This window comes from Bacillus sonorensis NBRC 101234 = KCTC 13918, assembly GCF_001592005.1.
Taxonomy (GTDB): Bacteria; Bacillota; Bacilli; order Bacillales; family Bacillaceae; genus Bacillus; species Bacillus sonorensis.
On record NZ_BCVZ01000008.1, the window covers coordinates 21,142 to 39,427 of the forward strand.

Genomic DNA, 18,286 nt, shown 5'->3' on the forward strand with positions numbered 1-18,286 from the left:
GGGAAGTGACGACAATGAAGAGACTTGACCCGCTGTTTATGAACAATCGCGTGTAATCCAGTTTCATTGCCTTTTTCAAAAGGTTTGTCCAATACTTTTGACTAATGTATACTTGCCTGTGAAATAGCTTTTCTTTACCCCAAACTTTTACATGTACAAAATGATTTGGGCACCTTTTTGTACCCAACTTACCTATTTTCCTACATCCCTTTAATTTACACCACTTATAAATTTGCGAAGCATCATTTGAAGGATACCACCATGTCGATAGTATTCAATTTCAACCGGACTATCCAAACGAGCAATCGCTTGGATAGTAAATGTTGATCCATCCTCTCGGGTAACAGCAATGTTCACCATTTGCTTAGGTTGAAACTGATCATCCAAACCGAGAATATCAAACGTTTCTAAGCCGGTCAATCCGTGCGATTTCCGACTTTCTCCAGGCAAGAATTGCAATGGGAGAACTCCCACTCCAATCAAGTTGCTTCTATGAATTCTTTCAAAGCTTTCAACGAGCACCGCCTTTACCCCTAATAATCTCGTTCCTTTAGCAGCCCAGTCCCTTGAGCTGCCCGAACCGTACTCTTTTCCAGCTATGATGATTGTCGGTTGGTTATGTTCCTGGTACTTCATCGCTGCGTCATAGATCGACATGACCTGGTTTGTAGGGATGTAGTTGGTCATGCCGCCCTCAATTTTCGGCACCATCTCATTGCGCAGACGAACATTGGCAAACGTTCCACGGATCATGACTTCATGGTTGCCGCGTCTGGCGCCGTACGTATTAAAGTCAGCAACCTTCACACCAAGTTTATTCAAATATTCTCCTGCCGGACTTTTCGCAGAAATCGATCCTGCTGGTGAGATATGATCGGTTGTGATTGAATCCCCAAGTACAACTAATGCACGAGCCCCTCTTATCGATTGAATCGGAGCAACTTCCACTGCTAAGTTCTGAAGGAAAGGCGGTTCTTGTATATAGTTGGAATTAGAATTCCATTCATAATCCGGATCTTCTCCTACCTCTAAAGAGTTCCACCGTTGATTAACTTTGAAAATATTTTTATATTTTTTCTTAAACAAATCAGGTGTCACATGTTCTTGAATAATCTGATTGATTTCATTGGATGTCGGCCAGATATCTTTGAGATATACGGCCTCTTGATTTTGATCAAAACCAATTGGTTCATGTAAAAGATTAAAATCAAGTGTTCCTGCCAGTGCATAAGCCACAACCAATGGCGGAGATGCAAGGTAATTTGCTTTGATTAAAGAGTGAACACGGCCTTCAAAGTTGCGGTTTCCGCTTAGAATGGAGGATACCGTAAGATCGTATTTTCTGATCGCTTCTTCCACCTCAGGGATTAATGGTCCACTGCTTCCATTGCAAGTAGCACAGCCATAACCAACGACATTAAACCCAACCTGTTCCAAATACGGCATCAGACCAGCGCGTTTTAGGTATTCCGTCACTACCAGGGAGCCTGGTGAAAGACTGGTTTTTACATGGGGAGGAACTTGCAAACCGCGTTCTACTGCTTTTTTAGCCAAAAGACCTGCAGCAATCATTACGGAAGGATTGGATGTATTCGTGCAGCTGGTTATCGCGGCAAGTACCAGTGAGCCTGTCTTCAGCTCCGATGTCTTCCCATTTGCCAATTGCAACGGAATCGTCTTGGCGACTTCTTCTTCTGTTAAACCAAATCCGCCCTGCTTCACAGGCAATCTCAACACATCGTTTAATGTTTGCTTGAGTGATTTTAAATCAACTCGGTCTTGAGGGCGTTTTGGGCCGGCTACAGTAGGCTGCACCGTGGAAAGATTCAGTTCCATGACTTCCGTATAATGAGGATCAGGCATGTCATCATCCCGAAAAAGCCCTTGTGCTTTTGTATAAGCTTCGATTAATTGAATTTGTTCTTCTGTTCGACCGGTGATCCGCAGATAGTTGAGCGTCTCTTGATCAACAGGGAAGAAACCCATTGTAGCACCATATTCTGGTGCCATATTGGCAACCGTTGCTCGGTCAGCCAAGGTTAAGTGACTAACTCCAGGACCAAAGAACTCAACAAACTTCCCGACCACTCCTTTTTTTCTTAATATATTGGTGATCGTTAACACCAGGTCTGTCGCCGTAGTACCTTCTGGCAACTTACCGTTCAATTTAAAACCCACTACCTCAGGCGACACAAAATAGACTGGTTGACCAAGCATGGCAGCTTCTGCCTCGATTCCTCCCACTCCCCAACCAAGTACCCCTAAACCATTGATCATGGTGGTATGAGAATCCGTTCCAACCACAGTACAAGGATACGCGATTTTTTTACCGTTCACATCTTGGGTTTGAACAACCGAAGATAAGTACTCCAGATTTACCTGATGCATGATGCCTACAGATGGAGGCACTACGCGGAAATTATCAAATGCGTTCGAAGCCCATTTGAAAAATTTAAATCTTTCTTTATTGCGTCCAAATTCCATCTCTTCATTAATAAATAGCGCATCATTGGAATCAAAACTATCCACTTGGATGGAGTGATCAATGACGAGATCTACCGGCACAAGCGGATTAATCTTATGTATGTCACCGTTTAATCGTTTCATCGCAGTTCGTAATGCTGCCAAATCGACAGCTACTGCAATTCCGGTGAAATCCTGAAGAACAATGGAAGAAGGCATAAGAGGAATTTCAATTACATCATTTGGCGATTCCGGATTCCAATTAGCGACTTGCTTTACATGGTCCTCATTAATGATACGTCCATCCAGCTTTCGCATCACCCCTTCTAGCAATATTTTTATTGAATACGGTAATCTTGAGATTTTTGCAATTCCCAAGTCTTCAACCGCTTTTATAGGGTAGTAATGAATTTCTTCCCCATTTATCATAAGTGTAGCTGTATCAAACATTGTCATAGTCATCATAAACCTCAGCTTTCTAATCCCAGCAAGGCCGCAGGATTTTTTTTCGTCATTACGTCAATGGCATCGTTTGGTACACCGTTGTCAGCTAAAAACTGTATATATTCGGTTAGCGCGACACTCCAAATTGGATTTTCCATTTGTCCGCTATCCGTTGATACAACGGTTGATTCATAACCTATTTCTTCGATTGCACGGAGGTTGTCTTTGAGGTTGGATTTATATTTACCTCCTCCCATGGGTTGTGCATAACAGCGCTCTAAAAACACTTGATAATCTTCCACCATTCGTTTTTGATCTTGAATGGTCATTCCCACTACATGAAATTCGGGGTGCGTGATTGCGATTTTTTTTACCCCTTGTTTTTTTGCCTCCTCCACGATAATAAATATTTCTCGGGGAGAAAGATGTCCCGTACCTAAAATTGCGTTCTTATCCGCAATCAACTTCAATACCTCACGAAGTTCAGGAACAACCTTATTGCCATTAACCGTCTCCACGCCACCACTTTTCCCTTCTGCCTCCCGATGACGCTTCGCATGCAGGGTTGGAAGCCAAACCGTCTTCGCTCCAAGACCCAACGCTGCTTCCACCGCGTGAACATTGATTCCTCCGACTGGATCATTCAGAGTAATACTTCCAAAAATCGAAACCTCGGGAAACATTTTTCGCATGAGCCAAGCTCTATCCATCGTTGGCACTAGATGAGATTTGATAACGACAGCTCTTGCTCCAGTCCGAATCACCTCTTTTGTAAGTTCAATATCATCTAAAGACCGCCTGCGAATATCAGGAGCGGAATGTACATGCAGATCGATAACTCCGGTTAAATCAATTTTATTCACCTTCATTCACCTCCCAACTGAGCGAACATGTCGTGGCAATTTATACATTATTTTAGAATTGATCATCGTTTTATTAAAATATCTAAATGTTATATCCAGTTATAATAAATTAGAATTTCAAACCGCAATATTAAAACCGCGTGATTGCTTACCACGCGGTTTTAATCAAATGTATAATTCTCAATAAAACGGACAAATTCTTTTGCCGTTTTCAACTTGATGGTTTCGTTATGATAGATCATCCATGTTTTTCGAATAATGGGTTCATCATTTTCATCTTTTATCGTGAAACGTGTAATATCTTCATCTTCTTTTAAAAGGACGCTTGGGAGAAGGCCATATCCCAGTCCATTTCTCACCATTTCTTTACATGTATCCGTACTATCCACTTCGATCTCTATGAGAGGAGGTTGTGAAAATTTCCCGCTCCACCAATCATCGATCAGCCTTTTTAGACTTGCATCCGTTTTATATTCAATTCTCGGCAATTCGGGGAGTTGTTCGAGTTCGATCTTTTCTTTTGATGCAACACAAATATTTTCTTCAAAGAGGAAGCATTTCGATTCCGCCCATGCGAATTCTCCACGCACAATTCCAAAATGAACTTTTTTATTATAGACAAGATTAAACACTTCGCTGCTCAACCCGGTGATAACCTTATAGTCTACTCTTGGATATCGATCTTTGAAAAGCCTCAGTATTTTTGGAAGCATATTTTTCGCGAAAAAATTAGACACGCCTAACCGGATGGTTCCCACAACCTCTTGATTCATGTTCCAAACGGTTTCTTTCATTTGACGTATTCTTTCAATCATTTCATCAGCGCATTTAGCGAGATACTCTCCCTCTGCGGTAAACCGAACCCCTTTGGTTCCGCGCTCAATGATAGGTACTTCAAACTCTTTCTCGATTTGCTTAATACGCTTTGTTAAAGCAGGCTGGGATATGTATAGATTCTGAGCAGTTTTAGAAATGTTGTTATGTATATACAGGTTTTTAAGTATTAACCAATCGCGATCATCCATCCTGGCCACTCCATCATATAAATCGTTTTTTGTTATAGCTAAGTATAACATTTTTGAATACTGATGCAGCTCATTTTTTCGGTATAGTATAGTTATGAAAAAATTCAAAAAAGAGGTGCTTGAATTCATGGATCAAATAATTGATCAGTTTCGCTCCATTCCTACTACCTGCATTTCTGATGCTCTGGACGGGTTGAATAACTTACATCCGAGCATTAAGCCGCTAAAAGAAGATTACATCCTTAGCGGAAGAGCTTTTACGGTAAAAATGCCTGTAGGTGATAATGTAGCCGTACTTAAAGCCATTCGAACAGCCAAACCTGGAGATATTCTTGTCATTGATGCCAAAGGCGATGAATATAGAGCAATTGCAGGAGATTTTGTCGTCGGCATGGCCAAAACACTGGAAATAGGCGGAATTGTTGCGGATGGAGTCATCCGGGATTCGAAGGGAATAAAGGAATTGGATTTTCCTGTTTTTTGTAAAGGGACAACCGTTGCTGCAAGCGGTAAAGCAGGTGTTGGCGAATTAAACGTTCCAATTTCTTGCGGGGGTGTTTCAGTGAAACCCGGTGACATTATTGTCGGAGATGCAGACGGCGTTGTTGTGGTCCCAATGGAATTAGAAGAAGCAACACTAAAAAAAGCCAAGGAAAAGCTGCTTAAAGATCAACAACGGGAATCATCGATTTCTGGTGACAAAGAAGCGACGATCAAATACTTAGATTCAATGATTTCCAAATAACTGAGTGTAAACGTAAGGGCTGCCATCCATGCAGCCCTTTTATGAACTGCTATTCCTGATTCGGTATCAAAACCGAACCCTCCATTAATCTTCGAGCGCTTCGACTCATGACAACTTTCTTCACTGCAAATCCTGCTTGATCATGAGCAGCTTCTGCACCCACTTTCAAAGTACCGGATGGATGACCGAAGCGAAGCTCCGACCTCGCATCTCCTAAAATCCTGCTGACAATCGTTCCCGGTATCGCAGCTGTGGCAGCAATAGCTACAGCGCCTGTACCGGTCATGGCATGATGAAGCTTGCCCATGGAAAGGATGCGTGCCAAGATATCGATATCCTCTCCACGTATTTCTTTTCCATCGGATGTTGTGTAACTTGCCGCTTTTCCAAAAAACGCAATTTTCGGCGTGTGCTGACGCTTGGTCATTGCGTACTCCACACTTTCCGCCAGATCCATCATCACCGCACCATGCGCCCGAATCGCTTCAAAACGGGTCAATAGATCCACATCGCCGTTGATATCTCCTTGCAGTTCCGCTCCCGTTAATCCCATCGAAGACGCCGAAACAAAGATGGCAGGGTTTCCAGCATTGATGAAGGTAGCCTCCACCTCTCCTACACTTGGGACATGAATGATATCGATCGGATTCCCAGTTGGAAACATGGTCCCCCCATCGGCACCCGGATCAAGGAATTCAAGCTTTATTTCAGCTGCCGGGAAAGTGACTCCGTCCAGTACGAAATCTCCAAGCTCTTGCACCTCTCCATCCTTCATCGGGACATGCGTTATGATCTTCTTCCCGATATTTTCCTGCCAGATATTCACGGCAGCCATGCCATCCAGCGGGGCATCTACCAGACCCCGATATATCGAAAAAGGACCTACAGCTGAAGTAAGATTCCCGCAATTTCCACTCCAGTCAACCAATGGCTGTCCGATGGCCACCTGTCCGAACAGGTAGTCTACATCACATCCAGGGCGATTGCTTTTACTAACAATAACCACCTTGCTCGTACTCGATGTGGCACCACCCATACCATCGATCTGCTGGCCGTAAGGATCTGGACTGCCTATTACACGAAGTAGAACTTTATCACGTTCAGATGGATCAGTTGGTAAATCTTCTTTGAGAAAAAAGACGCCCTTGCTTGTTCCCCCTCGCATATAAATTGCCGGAATTTTGATTTGTTTTCCCCGTTTACTCATCACCGTCGTTCCCTCCATGTTCTTTTCGTTCATAAAAAAGAATGGATTTCCTCTTGTTAAAAGTACTTTTCAACACTCTTATAAGAAATATTTTATTGCAGGGTTTGAAATAAAAAAAATAACTATATTTGATATCCAGTTATTCAATAAGTGAATAACAGATTTATAAAAACAAGAATAATTTAATCCACGGTTCCACAATAAAAAGGCACAAACCGTTGAAACTATTCCTAAATACAAATGACTACTCAGAATTGTAGGATCAATCAAGTATTTGCGACGTAAAAATGATGCTTTACAAAATGAACATACTTATAAACACATAAACAAAAAGAACTCTGGCATCTCATCGAGTTCTTTTTGTTAAGTACTCTTCACCTTCTTTCACCAAAGAATTACCTTCAAATCGATCACCAGATCTTTAATTTCTCTCAATAGTGCGGCATTCAGCCAATATCCAGTTTCCCTGCCGGACCTTTCTTCTGATTATGAGGCCTGCATCTTTAAGGATTGCTAAATGCTTTGAAACCGCAGTACAACCCTTGTCAAAATGAACGATCAACTCTTTGAGTGACAATACTTCCACTTCCGCCAACAAACGTAGCAATTTACGTCTTGTTGGATCAGCGATGGCTACGTAAAATATCACGTTTTTTATTTTTCCCGTTCAAAATCCCCTCCCCCCTGATTCTTTTGCGTATTGAAGAAGGTAAAATTATTGAACAGAGACTTCATGTGGATATGCATGATGCTCTCCGTCAACTTGGCAATAATGCTTAAGTTTTAATTAATAGCTTAAAGTGTGACTAGTTCTTAAATTAACAATGTTTAGAAGACCCTTCTTTTGAGGGTCTTCTTCTATACAAATTAATATCAAAATACACTGATGAAAACCGAATATAACTTTCAGAATATTCGAATAAAACCGAAGGGTATAAGAAGAAGCGAGACAATATGCGGGCATATTATTATAACTTTTTCCGTGGGATGTATGAGTTTAGAAACGGTGAATACACAAAAGCCATTACATATTACAAAAAAGCTGAACGTAAAATTCCGACAAGATTGAAAAAGCTGAGTTTTATTTTAAGTTATCCGAAGTCTATTATCATATGAAAATGACACATATCTCGATGCATTACGCCGAGCTTTCATACAACATCTAAAGTGATGAAGAAGAAGCCGGTCCAAAAATTCCGGCTTCTCTTTTATTCCACTGGGCCCTAAACCTAGTAAAAAGTCCATCTCTATTGCAATTTATTTGACTTACACTAATTCAAGTCATTTTTATTTATTCTGGGCAGTTCATGGACTCTTCCAGCAGGAGCTTTACTGCCCCCCCTATACCGTGTGATTTTTTGACGCACCCAGGCCGCATATGAACAGCAGAGCGCTGACGACAAGCAATAGTAATAGCGGGAGGCTCCAGCTTGCCGTGACGTCATGGAGCAAACCAAACAAGGTTGGTCCAGCTGCCGCCAGCAAATATCCAACAGATTGCGACATACCGGACAAAGAAGCCGCCTCGGAGGCATCTTTCGTCCGCAAGCTCAAAAAGATCATAGCCAAACTGAACGCACATCCCCCGGCAATTCCAAGTAAAATGGTCCATAACGAAATAAGTGCATTACCGCCGAAATAAAGGCCGCCTAATGAAACAAAAAACAGGACAGTCATTATTATGACCAGTACACGTTGGTTCTTCATGCGTCCCGCAACGATCGACACGATAAATGATACGGGGAGCGAAGCGATTTGAAACAGCGATAGCATCCAACCAGCGCTGTCTTCACCCAAGCCCCGGCTTGTCATGATTTCAGGTAACCAAGCGATCAAAACATAGAAAAGCAGAGACTGCAATCCCATAAAAAGTGTAATCATCCATGCCAGCGGTGAACGCCACAGACTTCGCCGTGCCGACATACCGCTAGTTGTTATCCCGGCTGACGCGTGACTCGCCCGAGCTTGAGGAAACCAGAATAGTGCGGCTATCAGAGCGAGCAGGCCCCAGATTCCAAGTGCGCCATTCCAGCCAAAACCGAGATTGCGGGCGAGCGGGACACTTACACCGGATGCTATCGCACCGCATAAATTCATCGACACTGAATACATCCCTGTCATAAGACCGACATGACGAGAAAAATCCCGTTTTACCAGACTCGGAATTAGCACGTTGCACACCGCAATCGCGAGCCCAAGCAAAGTGGTGCCTGCAAACAAAGGAACTGTTGAGGTCAGCGAGCGGACAGCGATACCCGCCATGAGCAGAACCAATGCATAAAGCATGATCCGTTCCATCCCGAAGCGGCGCGCCAAGATAGGCGCGAAGGGGGAAAGAAGCGAGAAAGCAAGCAACGGCAATGTCGTAAGCAGGCCTGCCGCAGCGTTCGATAACCCAAGGGACTCGCGAATCGATCCAGCCATCGGGCCTACCGATGTTAGCGGTGACCGCATCGTCAATGAAATTAGGACGATGCCTATGATGATCGGCCAACTCAATGAGAGCGAACGCTTTGACACAGCCGGCTTCGTACCACTTTGTACGCTCATGGCCGCTCCCCCTCTTCGACGGCGATAACATCCTTCGATTCTTCGATATAGCGGTGGACCGCTTCCACAGCACAATCGGCGTCCTTAGCGACAATTGCTTCGACCAGTTGCCGGTGCATTTTCAAGAAATCCGCATCGACTTCATAACGAGTCAAGCTTGTAATCGAATCTTGCAATGCTTCAGCGATATGGCTGTATATTTCGATCAATATTTCATTATGAGACGCCTTGACGATGCTTTGATGTAGATGAATATCCGCCATTACAAAGCTATCAATGTCACCGAGTTCCGCTGCTTCCTCGCAGCGTTCCAGCTGGAGAAGAAGTTCGCGCGCCTCGTCGTCGGTTCTTCGCTGTGCAGCTAGATGGGCTCCCTCACGTTCGAGTGCATATCGGACTTCTAACGTTTGCAGCGTATCAGAGCGCAAAATGCGTTTTTTCAATACCACCCCCAAAGCACTTGAAGAGCAAACATAAGTTCCGTCACCTTGTTTCGTCTTCAAGAGTCCCGCATGTATCAATGCCCGAATTGCTTCCCTTAATGTATTGCGGCTGACATTCAACTCGGTCATCAACTCCGGCTCGGCCGGAATGCGCATCCCGACACCCCACTCACCAGATTCGATCAAACTTTCCATTTGTAATGCGACTTGCTCAACCAGCGTCTGCCGGTTTGTTTTCTGAAGCATATGTCTATCCTCCCATAATTCACTTATCAAACATAGGATGTTTGGTTAATCGGCATTTTATCATATCTATAAAATTAAGACAACAAAATAAGTTTAATACGAATTAATGAAACAAAGCTGCATCAAATGGAAGATGATTTGAACAGTCAATTCTTTATTACTACAAAAACGGATAACCTGTGAGCGGCATTGAAATTTCGGTCATCGATGTCCTGAAATCGGAAAACGAAGACATCATCGATACCATCCAGCTCAATATTGATCTTAAAAAAGTCAAAAAATACATCGAAATCCTCAGGCAGATTGATGGAATTCGGAATATTTGAGGCGATCATTGGTTGTGTCAGCGCCGGCTTGGGTATTTCAATGCTGCCACTGCCGCCCATGAAAAACAAGACCGCATCCGCAGCCATACTATCTCTGACAAATATTCTTTAGTAACAACTATGTTTATTAGGCGAAAAGATACTTTAATTACACCTGCTTTATCCGTTTTTTTAACTCATATGAGGACTCATTTTCAAAAAAACATGAGTTGACAAAGAAGGAAAACTAAATGTTTAAGCGAATACGGATCTTTGAGTAAAATTGAAAATGACACTTTTTTTCAAAAAGCCATGTCTTAGCGGGGGATTCGGTATGAATGAATTTATGAAGATGTTTTCGTTAACAAAACCTATTATTCAGGCTCCAATGGCTGGTGGTATTACAAAGCCTCGACTTGCATCTGCAGTTTCGAATCAAGGTGCTCTCGGGAGTTTAGCATCGGGATATCTTACGCCAGAAATACTAGAACAACAAACGAAGGAAATGTTTGAGCTGACAGACGCTCCTTTTCAAATTAATGTGTTTGTTCCGTCAGATCCAGAAACGCCATCAGAAGAACAAGTTGAAAAGTGGAAAAAAAACATCCCGTTAGCTGATCAAGTAAATCAATTCAAATCTGTACAAGAAGAGTGGGATGACTTCTATCAAAAAATTGATATTATCTTAAGATACAAAGTGAAGGCTTGCTCATTCACTTTTGATCTGCCGCCTGAAGACGCAGTAAAAGAACTAAAAGCCTCTGGATGCCGTTTGATTGGAACCGCTTCAACTGTAGAAGAAGCAGTGTTAATGGAAGAACGGGGAATGGATATAGTAGTCCTTCAAGGCAGTGAAGCAGGTGGGCATCGTGGAGCATTCTTACCTTCCAAAGGTGAATCTGCCGTAGGTTTAATGGCTCTGGTTCCACAAGCAGCAGATGCACTGGGTGTTCCAGTCATAGCCGCTGGCGGAATTACAGACCACAGAGGAGTAAAAGCAGCTTTAACGCTTGGAGCACAAGGAGTACAAATCGGGTCTGCTTTTTTAATTTGCCATGAGAGTAACGCACATGCGGTACATAAACAGAAAGTACTCGAAGCGAACGAAGCAGATACAAAGCTTACGAAACTATTTTCAGGTAAAGAGGCAAGAGGAATCGTGAATAAATGGATGGAAGAAAAAGAAGGATTTGAGACACAAACCCTTCCATATCCTTATCAAAATACACTGACTAAAGCAATGAGGCAGCAGGCTTCACTTCAAAACAACCATGATCAGATGTCTTTGTGGGCAGGCCAAGGAATACGATCACTGACTGAAGAAATTTCGGTAAAACAACTTTTAAATAAACTTTGCCAAGAGGATATAAAAATATAGGCGCATCTGGTCTAGGATAACGGCAACAAGGTGCTCATCAGCTATCAATTGATGCGTGTATCTTCGCTGTCGCTTCTATGGCTAATCACATAATGGTGTACTACCCTAACTTGCGTTTAAATTCTTTACTGGCGAAGAAGTAAGCGATGACCGTGATGCCGACGCACCAGGCAAGCGCGATCCAGATACCGTTGCCAACAGACCCTTCATACAAGAGGGCACGAATCGCATTCACGATTGAAGTCACGGGCTGGTTCTCAGCGAACGCACGGACAATTTTAGGCATGGTTTCCGTGGGGACAAAGGCCGAACTGATAAACGGCAGGAAAATCAGCGGGTACGAGTAGGCTGTCGCCCCTTCCATAGACCCCGCTGTCAATCCGGGAATGACCGCCAGCCATGTCAGCGCCAGCGTAAACAGCCCGAGTATCCCAGCTACCGTGAGCCAATCCAGGATATCAGCGCTGGAACGGAAGCCCATCAAGAGCGCGACGAGGATAACCACCACGACAGTAAGCGCATTGGAAACAAGCGAGGTCAACACGTGAGCCCACAATACCGACGAGCGCTTGATGGGCATGGTAATGAAACGCGCCATCAGTCCGCTCTTTACATCTGTAAACAGCCGCACGGAAGTGTAAGCGACGCCGGATGCGATAGCCATCAGCAAGATTCCCGGCAATAAATAATTAACGTAGTTGTCCGTGCCTGTCTCTATGGCGCCGCCAAATACGTAGACAAACAGCAGCATCATCATAATCGGCGTAATCGCCACCGTAATAATCGTATCCGGGCTGCGCATAATGTTGCGCATTAAACGCCCTAGTAGTACCCCTGTTTTGCTTTTCATTTACATTTCCTCCTTTTTGCCAATGATCGCGAGGAAAATTTCCTCCAATGTCGGCTGCTTCTCGATGTACTCCACTTTCGCTGGCGGGAACATCTCTTTGAGTTCGGCAAGAGTGCCGGTCGTGATGATTTTTCCGCCATGCAGGATGGCGATACGGTCCGCCAGTTGTTCGGCTTCCTCCAGGTACTGGGTCGTCAGCAAGATGGTCGTGCCGCCGCCGGCAAGCTCCTTGACAGTATCCCAGACTTCAATCCGCGCTTCGGGGTCAAGCCCTGTCGTCGGTTCGTCGAGAAAAATGACTGCTGGCGTCCCGATTAGGCTCATGGCGATGTCAAGCCGGCGCTTCATCCCGCCGGAATACTTATCGGCCCGGCGGTTTGCCGCATCGGTCAGGCTGAATCTTGCAAGCAGATTGTCGGCAACTTGAGCGGGATTGGAAACTCCCCGCAACTTGGCGATCATCATCAGGTTTTCCCGCCCGGTGAGCATGCCGTCTAAAGCTGCGAACTGCCCTGTCAGGCTGATGCTCTGGCGAACTTGATCCGGTTGACGCTGAACGTCAAAGCCGCAAATGCCTACTTCGCCGCCATCGAGCTTCATCAACGTCGAGAGGATGTTGACCGTCGTCGTCTTGCCCGCTCCATTTGAGCCCAGCAGTGCGAAAATTTCGCCACGCCGCACCTCAAAATCCACCCCCTTTAAGACTTCCTTGTCTTTAAAGGTTTTTTTTAACCTTTTTACAGAAATCGCTGCATTGCTCATACTTTTTTCCTCCTTATAAAAAGCGCAGCAAGGCCGCTTGCGAAATCCGGAAATGACGGGGCTTTGTCTGATAAGCGAGCGGGTGCGTTCAGACAAAGCGGAGTAATTATCCGGTCGAGCACCTTACTGAGCTAGATTGCCTATACTCTTCTATTTAGTCTGACTGATAATCTGTATAACTTAGTACCAGGTTGAAAATATAACTGAATAGCGAAGGCGGCAATTCACTTTGTAACCAGCTATTCAGTCGGTATTATCTGTTGAATTCTTTATTTTTTTCCCAATCGCTTCATGATACTCTGATTTAAATCTTCACGATACTTGGCAACATAGGTTTTAGCGTTTGCCACTAGTTCGTCGGCAAAGGACGCCACGTCGTCCCCAGTGATTTCCAGCACTTGTCTGCCTTCCGCCGCACCGGCTTCGAACAACTCGATTAATTCATACTGAATATGCAACATGTCCATCCCGCTGCCCGCTGAGAAATTCCACATGTAGTTTTGAATTTTCTTAAATACGAACTGGTAGTCCTCTGGCAGGGCTTTAACCCGTGCCATCATCATCTTGTACTCTTTTTTATCACCAATCATTTTTTTGAACATTTCCATCATGTTATTTTTCCTCCTTTTTTATAAAGCTGAACAAGACACTCCAAAAAATTTTGGACGGAATATCTTATGAAGCTAGGTTGATTTCAAGACGTTGATTTTTGATGATACAAAATCCCACTTTTTCCAAAACAATTCAAGCTCCTGGCGGCCAGCCTCATTAAGTGAGTAAAACTTACGGGGCGGTCCCATATCTGACGGTTTCTTTTCTATGTTCACAAGTTTTTTCTTTTCTAATCGCATGAGGATGGTGTAGACCGTCCCTTCCACCACTTCGGTAAACCCAAGCTCGTTCAGGCGGCGGGTAATCTCATAGCCATAGGTTTCATGGCGGCTGATGATTTCCAGCACGCAGCCTTCCAGCGAACCCTTCAGCATTTCAGTTAAATTTTCCATGTTCAGAACCTCCCCTATTTTGTCCGACTTATATTCAGTATAACTTAGTACTAAGGGAAATTTTTGCTGAATAGCTATTGGGAAATCACGCTATTCAGCAATACTTACTACGAGTATATTGTATCAACGAGTAGCGGGGGTGTCAACTATTTTTCTTAAAAATATTACTCCACGGAAGTTTTTGTAAGCTGCTTATAGTGTGCGTGTCCTTTGCAACTGAAACGTGTTGCCTTTTAACAAAAAAAGCTTGTCGATGAAGCCACTTTTTGTGACTTTGTCGATAAGCTGAAAGCACCTTTCAAGGTGCTTTTTTGAAATTGGAACAATTTTTAATTCGTACATATTCTATTCAAAAAATTCAAAAAAACGAGTTTGTTTATCTCAAAAACGGAACGGAGAGCTGTTCCAATCAGATTACTCCTTCTTCAGAGCGGTCTGCCTATACCTCTCCTTGAGTTCACATAACTCTTCCCATTCTTTTCTGAAAAGCTGTGAATTCAGGATCGACATCTCCGTTTTTGCGAACATCATTTCAATATACTTTCGCTTTGAACATAGCTGCTGCATGGAGCCCAATCGCTGACCGGGCACCCGTCGCAATTTTCAGGAGCCATGACCGATTTGTTCATTCTGTATTCTTCTTTAAGGAACAAACACTCCGGATCAGACGCCCGACCGCAGTGAAACGTGCTGTTGGCATTGCCTCGGCATCCTCCCTCACATCCGATTAAGTGATATAATTCACAAACGGAGCAAGGACCTACTATAAATGTTTCTTGTTCGCTGAATATGCGCGATTTGATTTTCTGATTGACGATTTCCTGCAAACTGTTCTTTCGGAGGTTTCCATGCGGAATAGACTGGCCGACGCATGACAAAGCCTCTCCAAAGCCATTTTGGTTATATTTCACATGAATTCCCGTCTGTGTCATGGAACAGGCGTTGGCGAAAGCAGGAGTAATCAAATATTCGATCTTCTTCAGCAAGACGTCCTTTTCCTGAACCTCGTCCGATTTAAAGATAAGCTGCGGATAATGGGTCTTATCATATTCAAAGATTTTGTTCAGCAGTTCTTTCATATCGTCCCTGCCGGGAACAAGATGGTGATTTCTTTGATCATCAGAAATCCTCATCCGTTCAAAAAATGGGTTAATGCCGTTCTTTCTGCAAAATTTGTGTACTCCAAACGCATATTGAAGTGTTTGATTGCTTAAAACAAAGTCGCCGACAATTTCAAAATCCTGGCCGACGGCATTCAGCTCTTTTCTGATCGTCAAAATATTTTGGATCGCCGTCTCTAATGTTTTGGTGTAACCCGGAAATCTGGTGATTCTATCATGTTCCTTATCCCCTTCTTTATCAAGATAAGGCAGGTGGGTGACAATAACCGTTCCGGGGAGGCACACCTTTCTTGCATAATCAATTTTTGCCAGCTTGACTGCGTTGGTGACCAGTATCGGGGTCAATCCTTTGCTTAAGGTGTATTCCAAGAGACTTGGCAAATGGCGGTGCAAAGTCGGTTCTCCGCCGATGAATGCAATTTGACCAAAAAGCGTTTTCCCTGTGACTTCATCAACCTCTACCGCTTGATCAATGATGTTCATAATTTCTTCAACCGGCACCGGTTTAATCGACTCGCTTTTAGTATCCAATGCTACATAACAGTATTCACATTTCAATTGACAGTGCAGCTGATGAACGATTTCAATCCCTAAGCATTCAAATAAAGCGTTGCCTTTCTCCCTAAAATTGTCGGCGTAGTAAGATTCCTTTCTGCGCACAGGCCCCTTGTAATCCCGCAATATAGAAACATACTTGTAGTAGTCATCCGTAAAATAATCGGTATTTCTCTCTTGATAGGATTTCTTTACATCTAACATTATTCTCACTCCCAATGATTTTAAGAGCTTTGTCGCAAAGTCTAAAACTAAGAAGTGGATGTTAAACTCTTTTAGATGGATCACCTAAAACCAATTCGCAGCAAGCCGGCTTTTGTCACACAGGAATTAAATCATCTACAAACCCCCTTATGCGTAATAATCCGTCGGTGTAGGTGTTTGAATGCTGAAGCAGAGGAAGGCTTTTTTCAATTGTATGAACGATCGCACTGCCCACCACTACCCCGTCGCAATGAGATGAAAGCTTTTTGAACTGCTTGGCATTGGAAACGCCGAAGCCCACGACCAAAGGTAAAGCAGTCGCCTTTTTAACGGCGGCTAAAAATCCTTCAATATCATTGTGAAAGTTTTGCCGTTCACCGGTGACTCCCAAAGAAGAAACACAGTAAACAAATCCGGAAGCGTGATTGACGATCGATTCAATCCGTCCCTCGGAAGTAGGGGCCACCAAGGGAATGTAATGGATGTTCTTCTGCGTACAAATATGGCGTATCTCCCCACCCTCCTCTACCGGAAGATCCGGAACAATAATTCCGTTTATGCCCGAGTCCTCCATCATTGAAAACGCATTTTCAATCCCAAGCTGCAAAAGTGGATTAAAATAGGTAAATAATACGAGCGGTGTATGAATTTGTTCCTGCCTGGCCAATTTCGCAAGGCTGATGACATCCGATATGCTGACATCGTTTTTTAATGCTCTCAAGGCAGCTCTTTGAATAACGGGTCCGTCTGCCAAAGGATCTGAAAAAGGCACACCCAATTCAATGACGCTGGCACCCGCGGTTTGCAGTTCTTTCAAAATGTCTAATGACGTGCTAATATCGGGGTCGCCGACCGTTACATACGGAATAAAGGCCGGCTTACCTTCCCGTTTTAATCGCGCAAAGGTCTGATCAATCGGATTCAATGAACCTCACCTCCGGAATGTTTCATGATCGTATCCATGTCTTTATCCCCTCTTCCCGAGATATTGACGATCATCAAATGGTCTTTGGAAATTTCTGATGACAGCTTCACACATTGAGCCAAGGCATGCGAGCTTTCCAAAGCGGGAATAATTCCCTCAATCCGGCTCAGTACATGAAGGGCTTCAAGTGCTTCTTTATCTGTGACAGCAGCATATTCAACTCTGCCCGAGTCCTTCAAATAAGCGTGCTCAGGCCCGACCGCCGGATAATCCAATCCTGCTGAAACAGAATGCGCCGGCTGTACTTGACCGGAACTGCTTTGCAGAAGATAGCTCATCGATCCTTGAAAAACACCCGGAGAGCCCATGGATAATGTGGCGGCGTGTTCATTCGTATCCAATCCTTTTCCACCCGCCTCGGCACCGATTAAACGAACTTGCGAGTCGTTTAAGAATGGGTAGAAAATCCCTATAGCATTGCTGCCTCCGCCTACGCACGCAATGATAGAATCGGGGAGACGCCCTTCTTTCGCCAGAATCTGCTCCCGGGTTTCATCGCCGATGATTCTTTGGAAATCCCTTACCATCATGGGATACGGGTGCGGACCTGCGGCTGTTCCAAACAGGAAAAAAGAATCTTCTACATTGGCAACCCAGTAGCGAAGCGTCTCATTGCCGGCATCCTTCAGCGTTTTTGAGCCTGAATAAACAGGTACGACCTCGGCCCCAAGCAGCTGCATCCGGTAGACATTCAGCTGCTGACGATGGATATCCTCCTCACCCATAAAGATTTTGCATTCCATTCCTAAAAGCGCTGCAACTGTGGCGGTGGCTACCCCATGCTGCCCCGCTCCGGTCTCGGCGATGATTTTTTTCTTTCCCATCCGCTTTGCCAAAACGGCCTGTGCAATCGCGTTGTTAATCTTGTGAGCCCCCGTGTGATTGAGATCCTCCCGTTTCAGATAAATCTTGGGTCCGCCCAAATGCTGGGTAAGCCTTTCCGCATAATAAAGCGGGGTCGGCCTGCCGGAATAATCCTTCAGCAGCTGCCTGACTTCATTTACGAAATCGGGATCCTCCCTGAACCGTAAGTAAGCTTCTTCGAGCTCAACCAGCGCGCTCATGAGCGTTTCAGGGACAAACCTGCCGCCGTACTTGCCAAACTTTCCTGCAACTTGAGTTTTCATAATATATCC

Annotated in this window: 15 protein-coding genes and 4 pseudogenes; 5 read left to right on the forward strand and 14 right to left on the reverse strand. The window is 44.2% G+C overall.

Annotation, left to right across the window (positions count from 1 at the left end):
* Window positions 1-210 precede the first annotated feature (210 nt).
* From acnA to BTR1S_RS11180, 3 genes are all read right to left on the reverse strand, one after another.
* The gene (acnA, locus tag BTR1S_RS11170) at window positions 211-2,925 is read right to left on the reverse strand and encodes an aconitate hydratase AcnA (protein WP_034326500.1); all 2,715 of its coding nucleotides are present in this window, start codon (window positions 2,923-2,925) and stop codon (window positions 211-213) included.
* An 8-nt stretch (window positions 2,926-2,933) separates the two neighbouring features.
* A complete protein-coding gene (locus BTR1S_RS11175) occupies window positions 2,934-3,770 on the reverse strand; it encodes a DUF6282 family protein (RefSeq protein WP_029419325.1) in 837 nt (278 codons plus the stop codon).
* Window positions 3,771-3,931: 161 nt separating this feature from the next.
* Complete coding sequence (locus BTR1S_RS11180) at window positions 3,932-4,795, reverse strand: LysR family transcriptional regulator (protein WP_006637652.1); 864 nt, start codon at window positions 4,793-4,795, stop codon at window positions 3,932-3,934.
* Window positions 4,796-4,922: 127 nt separating this feature from the next.
* Here BTR1S_RS11180 and BTR1S_RS11185 point away from each other — a divergent pair, with 127 nt between their 5' ends.
* Window positions 4,923-5,540 (forward strand): RraA family protein, encoded by a 618-nt coding sequence (locus tag BTR1S_RS11185; RefSeq protein WP_029419324.1) that lies wholly within the window; start codon window positions 4,923-4,925, stop codon window positions 5,538-5,540.
* A 49-nt stretch (window positions 5,541-5,589) separates the two neighbouring features.
* On the opposite strand, the gene prpF is transcribed toward BTR1S_RS11185, so the two are convergent.
* Together prpF and BTR1S_RS11195 are read right to left on the reverse strand one after the other, a co-directional pair.
* Window positions 5,590-6,747 carry a 2-methylaconitate cis-trans isomerase PrpF gene (prpF, locus tag BTR1S_RS11190; protein ID WP_029419323.1) on the reverse strand — a complete coding sequence of 386 codons (1,158 nt, stop codon included), beginning with the start codon at window positions 6,745-6,747 and terminating at the stop codon, window positions 5,590-5,592.
* A 384-nt stretch (window positions 6,748-7,131) separates the two neighbouring features.
* Window positions 7,132-7,418: pseudogene (locus BTR1S_RS11195) on the reverse strand (ArsR/SmtB family transcription factor).
* 208 nt (window positions 7,419-7,626) lie between these two features.
* On the opposite strand from BTR1S_RS11195, the pseudogene BTR1S_RS21900 reads away from it, so the two are divergent.
* A pseudogene (locus BTR1S_RS21900) lies at window positions 7,627-7,910 on the forward strand (aspartate phosphatase); the annotation flags it as partial.
* Window positions 7,911-8,088: 178 nt separating this feature from the next.
* Here BTR1S_RS21900 and BTR1S_RS11200 read toward each other — a convergent pair.
* Both BTR1S_RS11200 and BTR1S_RS11205 read right to left on the reverse strand, forming a co-directional pair.
* Window positions 8,089-9,297 carry a CynX/NimT family MFS transporter gene (locus tag BTR1S_RS11200; RefSeq protein WP_029419322.1) on the reverse strand — a complete coding sequence of 403 codons (1,209 nt, stop codon included), beginning with the start codon at window positions 9,295-9,297 and terminating at the stop codon, window positions 8,089-8,091.
* Window positions 9,294-9,986 carry a FadR/GntR family transcriptional regulator gene (locus BTR1S_RS11205; RefSeq protein ID WP_029419321.1) on the reverse strand — a complete coding sequence of 231 codons (693 nt, stop codon included), beginning with the start codon at window positions 9,984-9,986 and terminating at the stop codon, window positions 9,294-9,296. The genes BTR1S_RS11200 and BTR1S_RS11205 overlap by 4 nt, the downstream gene beginning before the upstream one ends.
* A 185-nt stretch (window positions 9,987-10,171) precedes the next feature.
* Between BTR1S_RS11205 and BTR1S_RS23715 the strand changes: the two are divergent.
* The 3 genes and pseudogenes from BTR1S_RS23715 to BTR1S_RS11215 all read left to right on the forward strand — a co-directional run.
* Window positions 10,172-10,282: pseudogene (locus tag BTR1S_RS23715) on the forward strand (sigma-70 family RNA polymerase sigma factor); the annotation flags it as partial.
* 4 nt (window positions 10,283-10,286) lie between these two features.
* Window positions 10,287-10,525: pseudogene (locus BTR1S_RS21910) on the forward strand (LysR substrate-binding domain-containing protein); the annotation flags it as partial.
* 100 nt (window positions 10,526-10,625) lie between these two features.
* A complete protein-coding gene (locus BTR1S_RS11215; protein ID WP_029419319.1) occupies window positions 10,626-11,669 on the forward strand; it encodes a nitronate monooxygenase in 1,044 nt (347 codons plus the stop codon).
* A gap of 100 nt (window positions 11,670-11,769) precedes the next feature.
* Here the strand turns inward: BTR1S_RS11215 and BTR1S_RS11220 are convergent, their stop codons facing one another.
* From BTR1S_RS11220 to trpB, 7 genes are all read right to left on the reverse strand, one after another.
* Window positions 11,770-12,519, reverse strand: coding sequence for an ABC transporter permease (locus BTR1S_RS11220; RefSeq protein ID WP_006637661.1), 750 nt, complete (start codon window positions 12,517-12,519; stop codon window positions 11,770-11,772).
* Entirely contained in the window at window positions 12,520-13,281 is a 762-nt protein-coding gene (locus tag BTR1S_RS11225) for an ABC transporter ATP-binding protein (RefSeq protein ID WP_029419318.1), read from the reverse strand.
* A 269-nt stretch (window positions 13,282-13,550) separates the two neighbouring features.
* Window positions 13,551-13,892 (reverse strand): DUF1048 domain-containing protein, encoded by a 342-nt coding sequence (locus tag BTR1S_RS11230; protein WP_006637663.1) that lies wholly within the window; start codon window positions 13,890-13,892, stop codon window positions 13,551-13,553.
* A 72-nt stretch (window positions 13,893-13,964) separates the two neighbouring features.
* On the reverse strand, window positions 13,965-14,285 hold the full coding sequence (locus BTR1S_RS11235) for a PadR family transcriptional regulator (RefSeq protein ID WP_006637664.1): 321 nt from the start codon (window positions 14,283-14,285) through the stop codon (window positions 13,965-13,967).
* A 527-nt stretch (window positions 14,286-14,812) separates the two neighbouring features.
* On the reverse strand, window positions 14,813-16,165 hold the full coding sequence (locus BTR1S_RS11240) for a radical SAM protein (RefSeq protein WP_006637665.1): 1,353 nt from the start codon (window positions 16,163-16,165) through the stop codon (window positions 14,813-14,815).
* A 115-nt stretch (window positions 16,166-16,280) separates the two neighbouring features.
* Window positions 16,281-17,090, reverse strand: coding sequence for a tryptophan synthase subunit alpha (trpA, locus tag BTR1S_RS11245; protein ID WP_006637666.1), 810 nt, complete (start codon window positions 17,088-17,090; stop codon window positions 16,281-16,283).
* Complete coding sequence (trpB, locus tag BTR1S_RS11250; RefSeq protein WP_006637667.1) at window positions 17,087-18,277, reverse strand: tryptophan synthase subunit beta; 1,191 nt, start codon at window positions 18,275-18,277, stop codon at window positions 17,087-17,089. The genes trpA and trpB overlap by 4 nt, the downstream gene beginning before the upstream one ends.
* Window positions 18,278-18,286 lie beyond the last annotated feature (9 nt).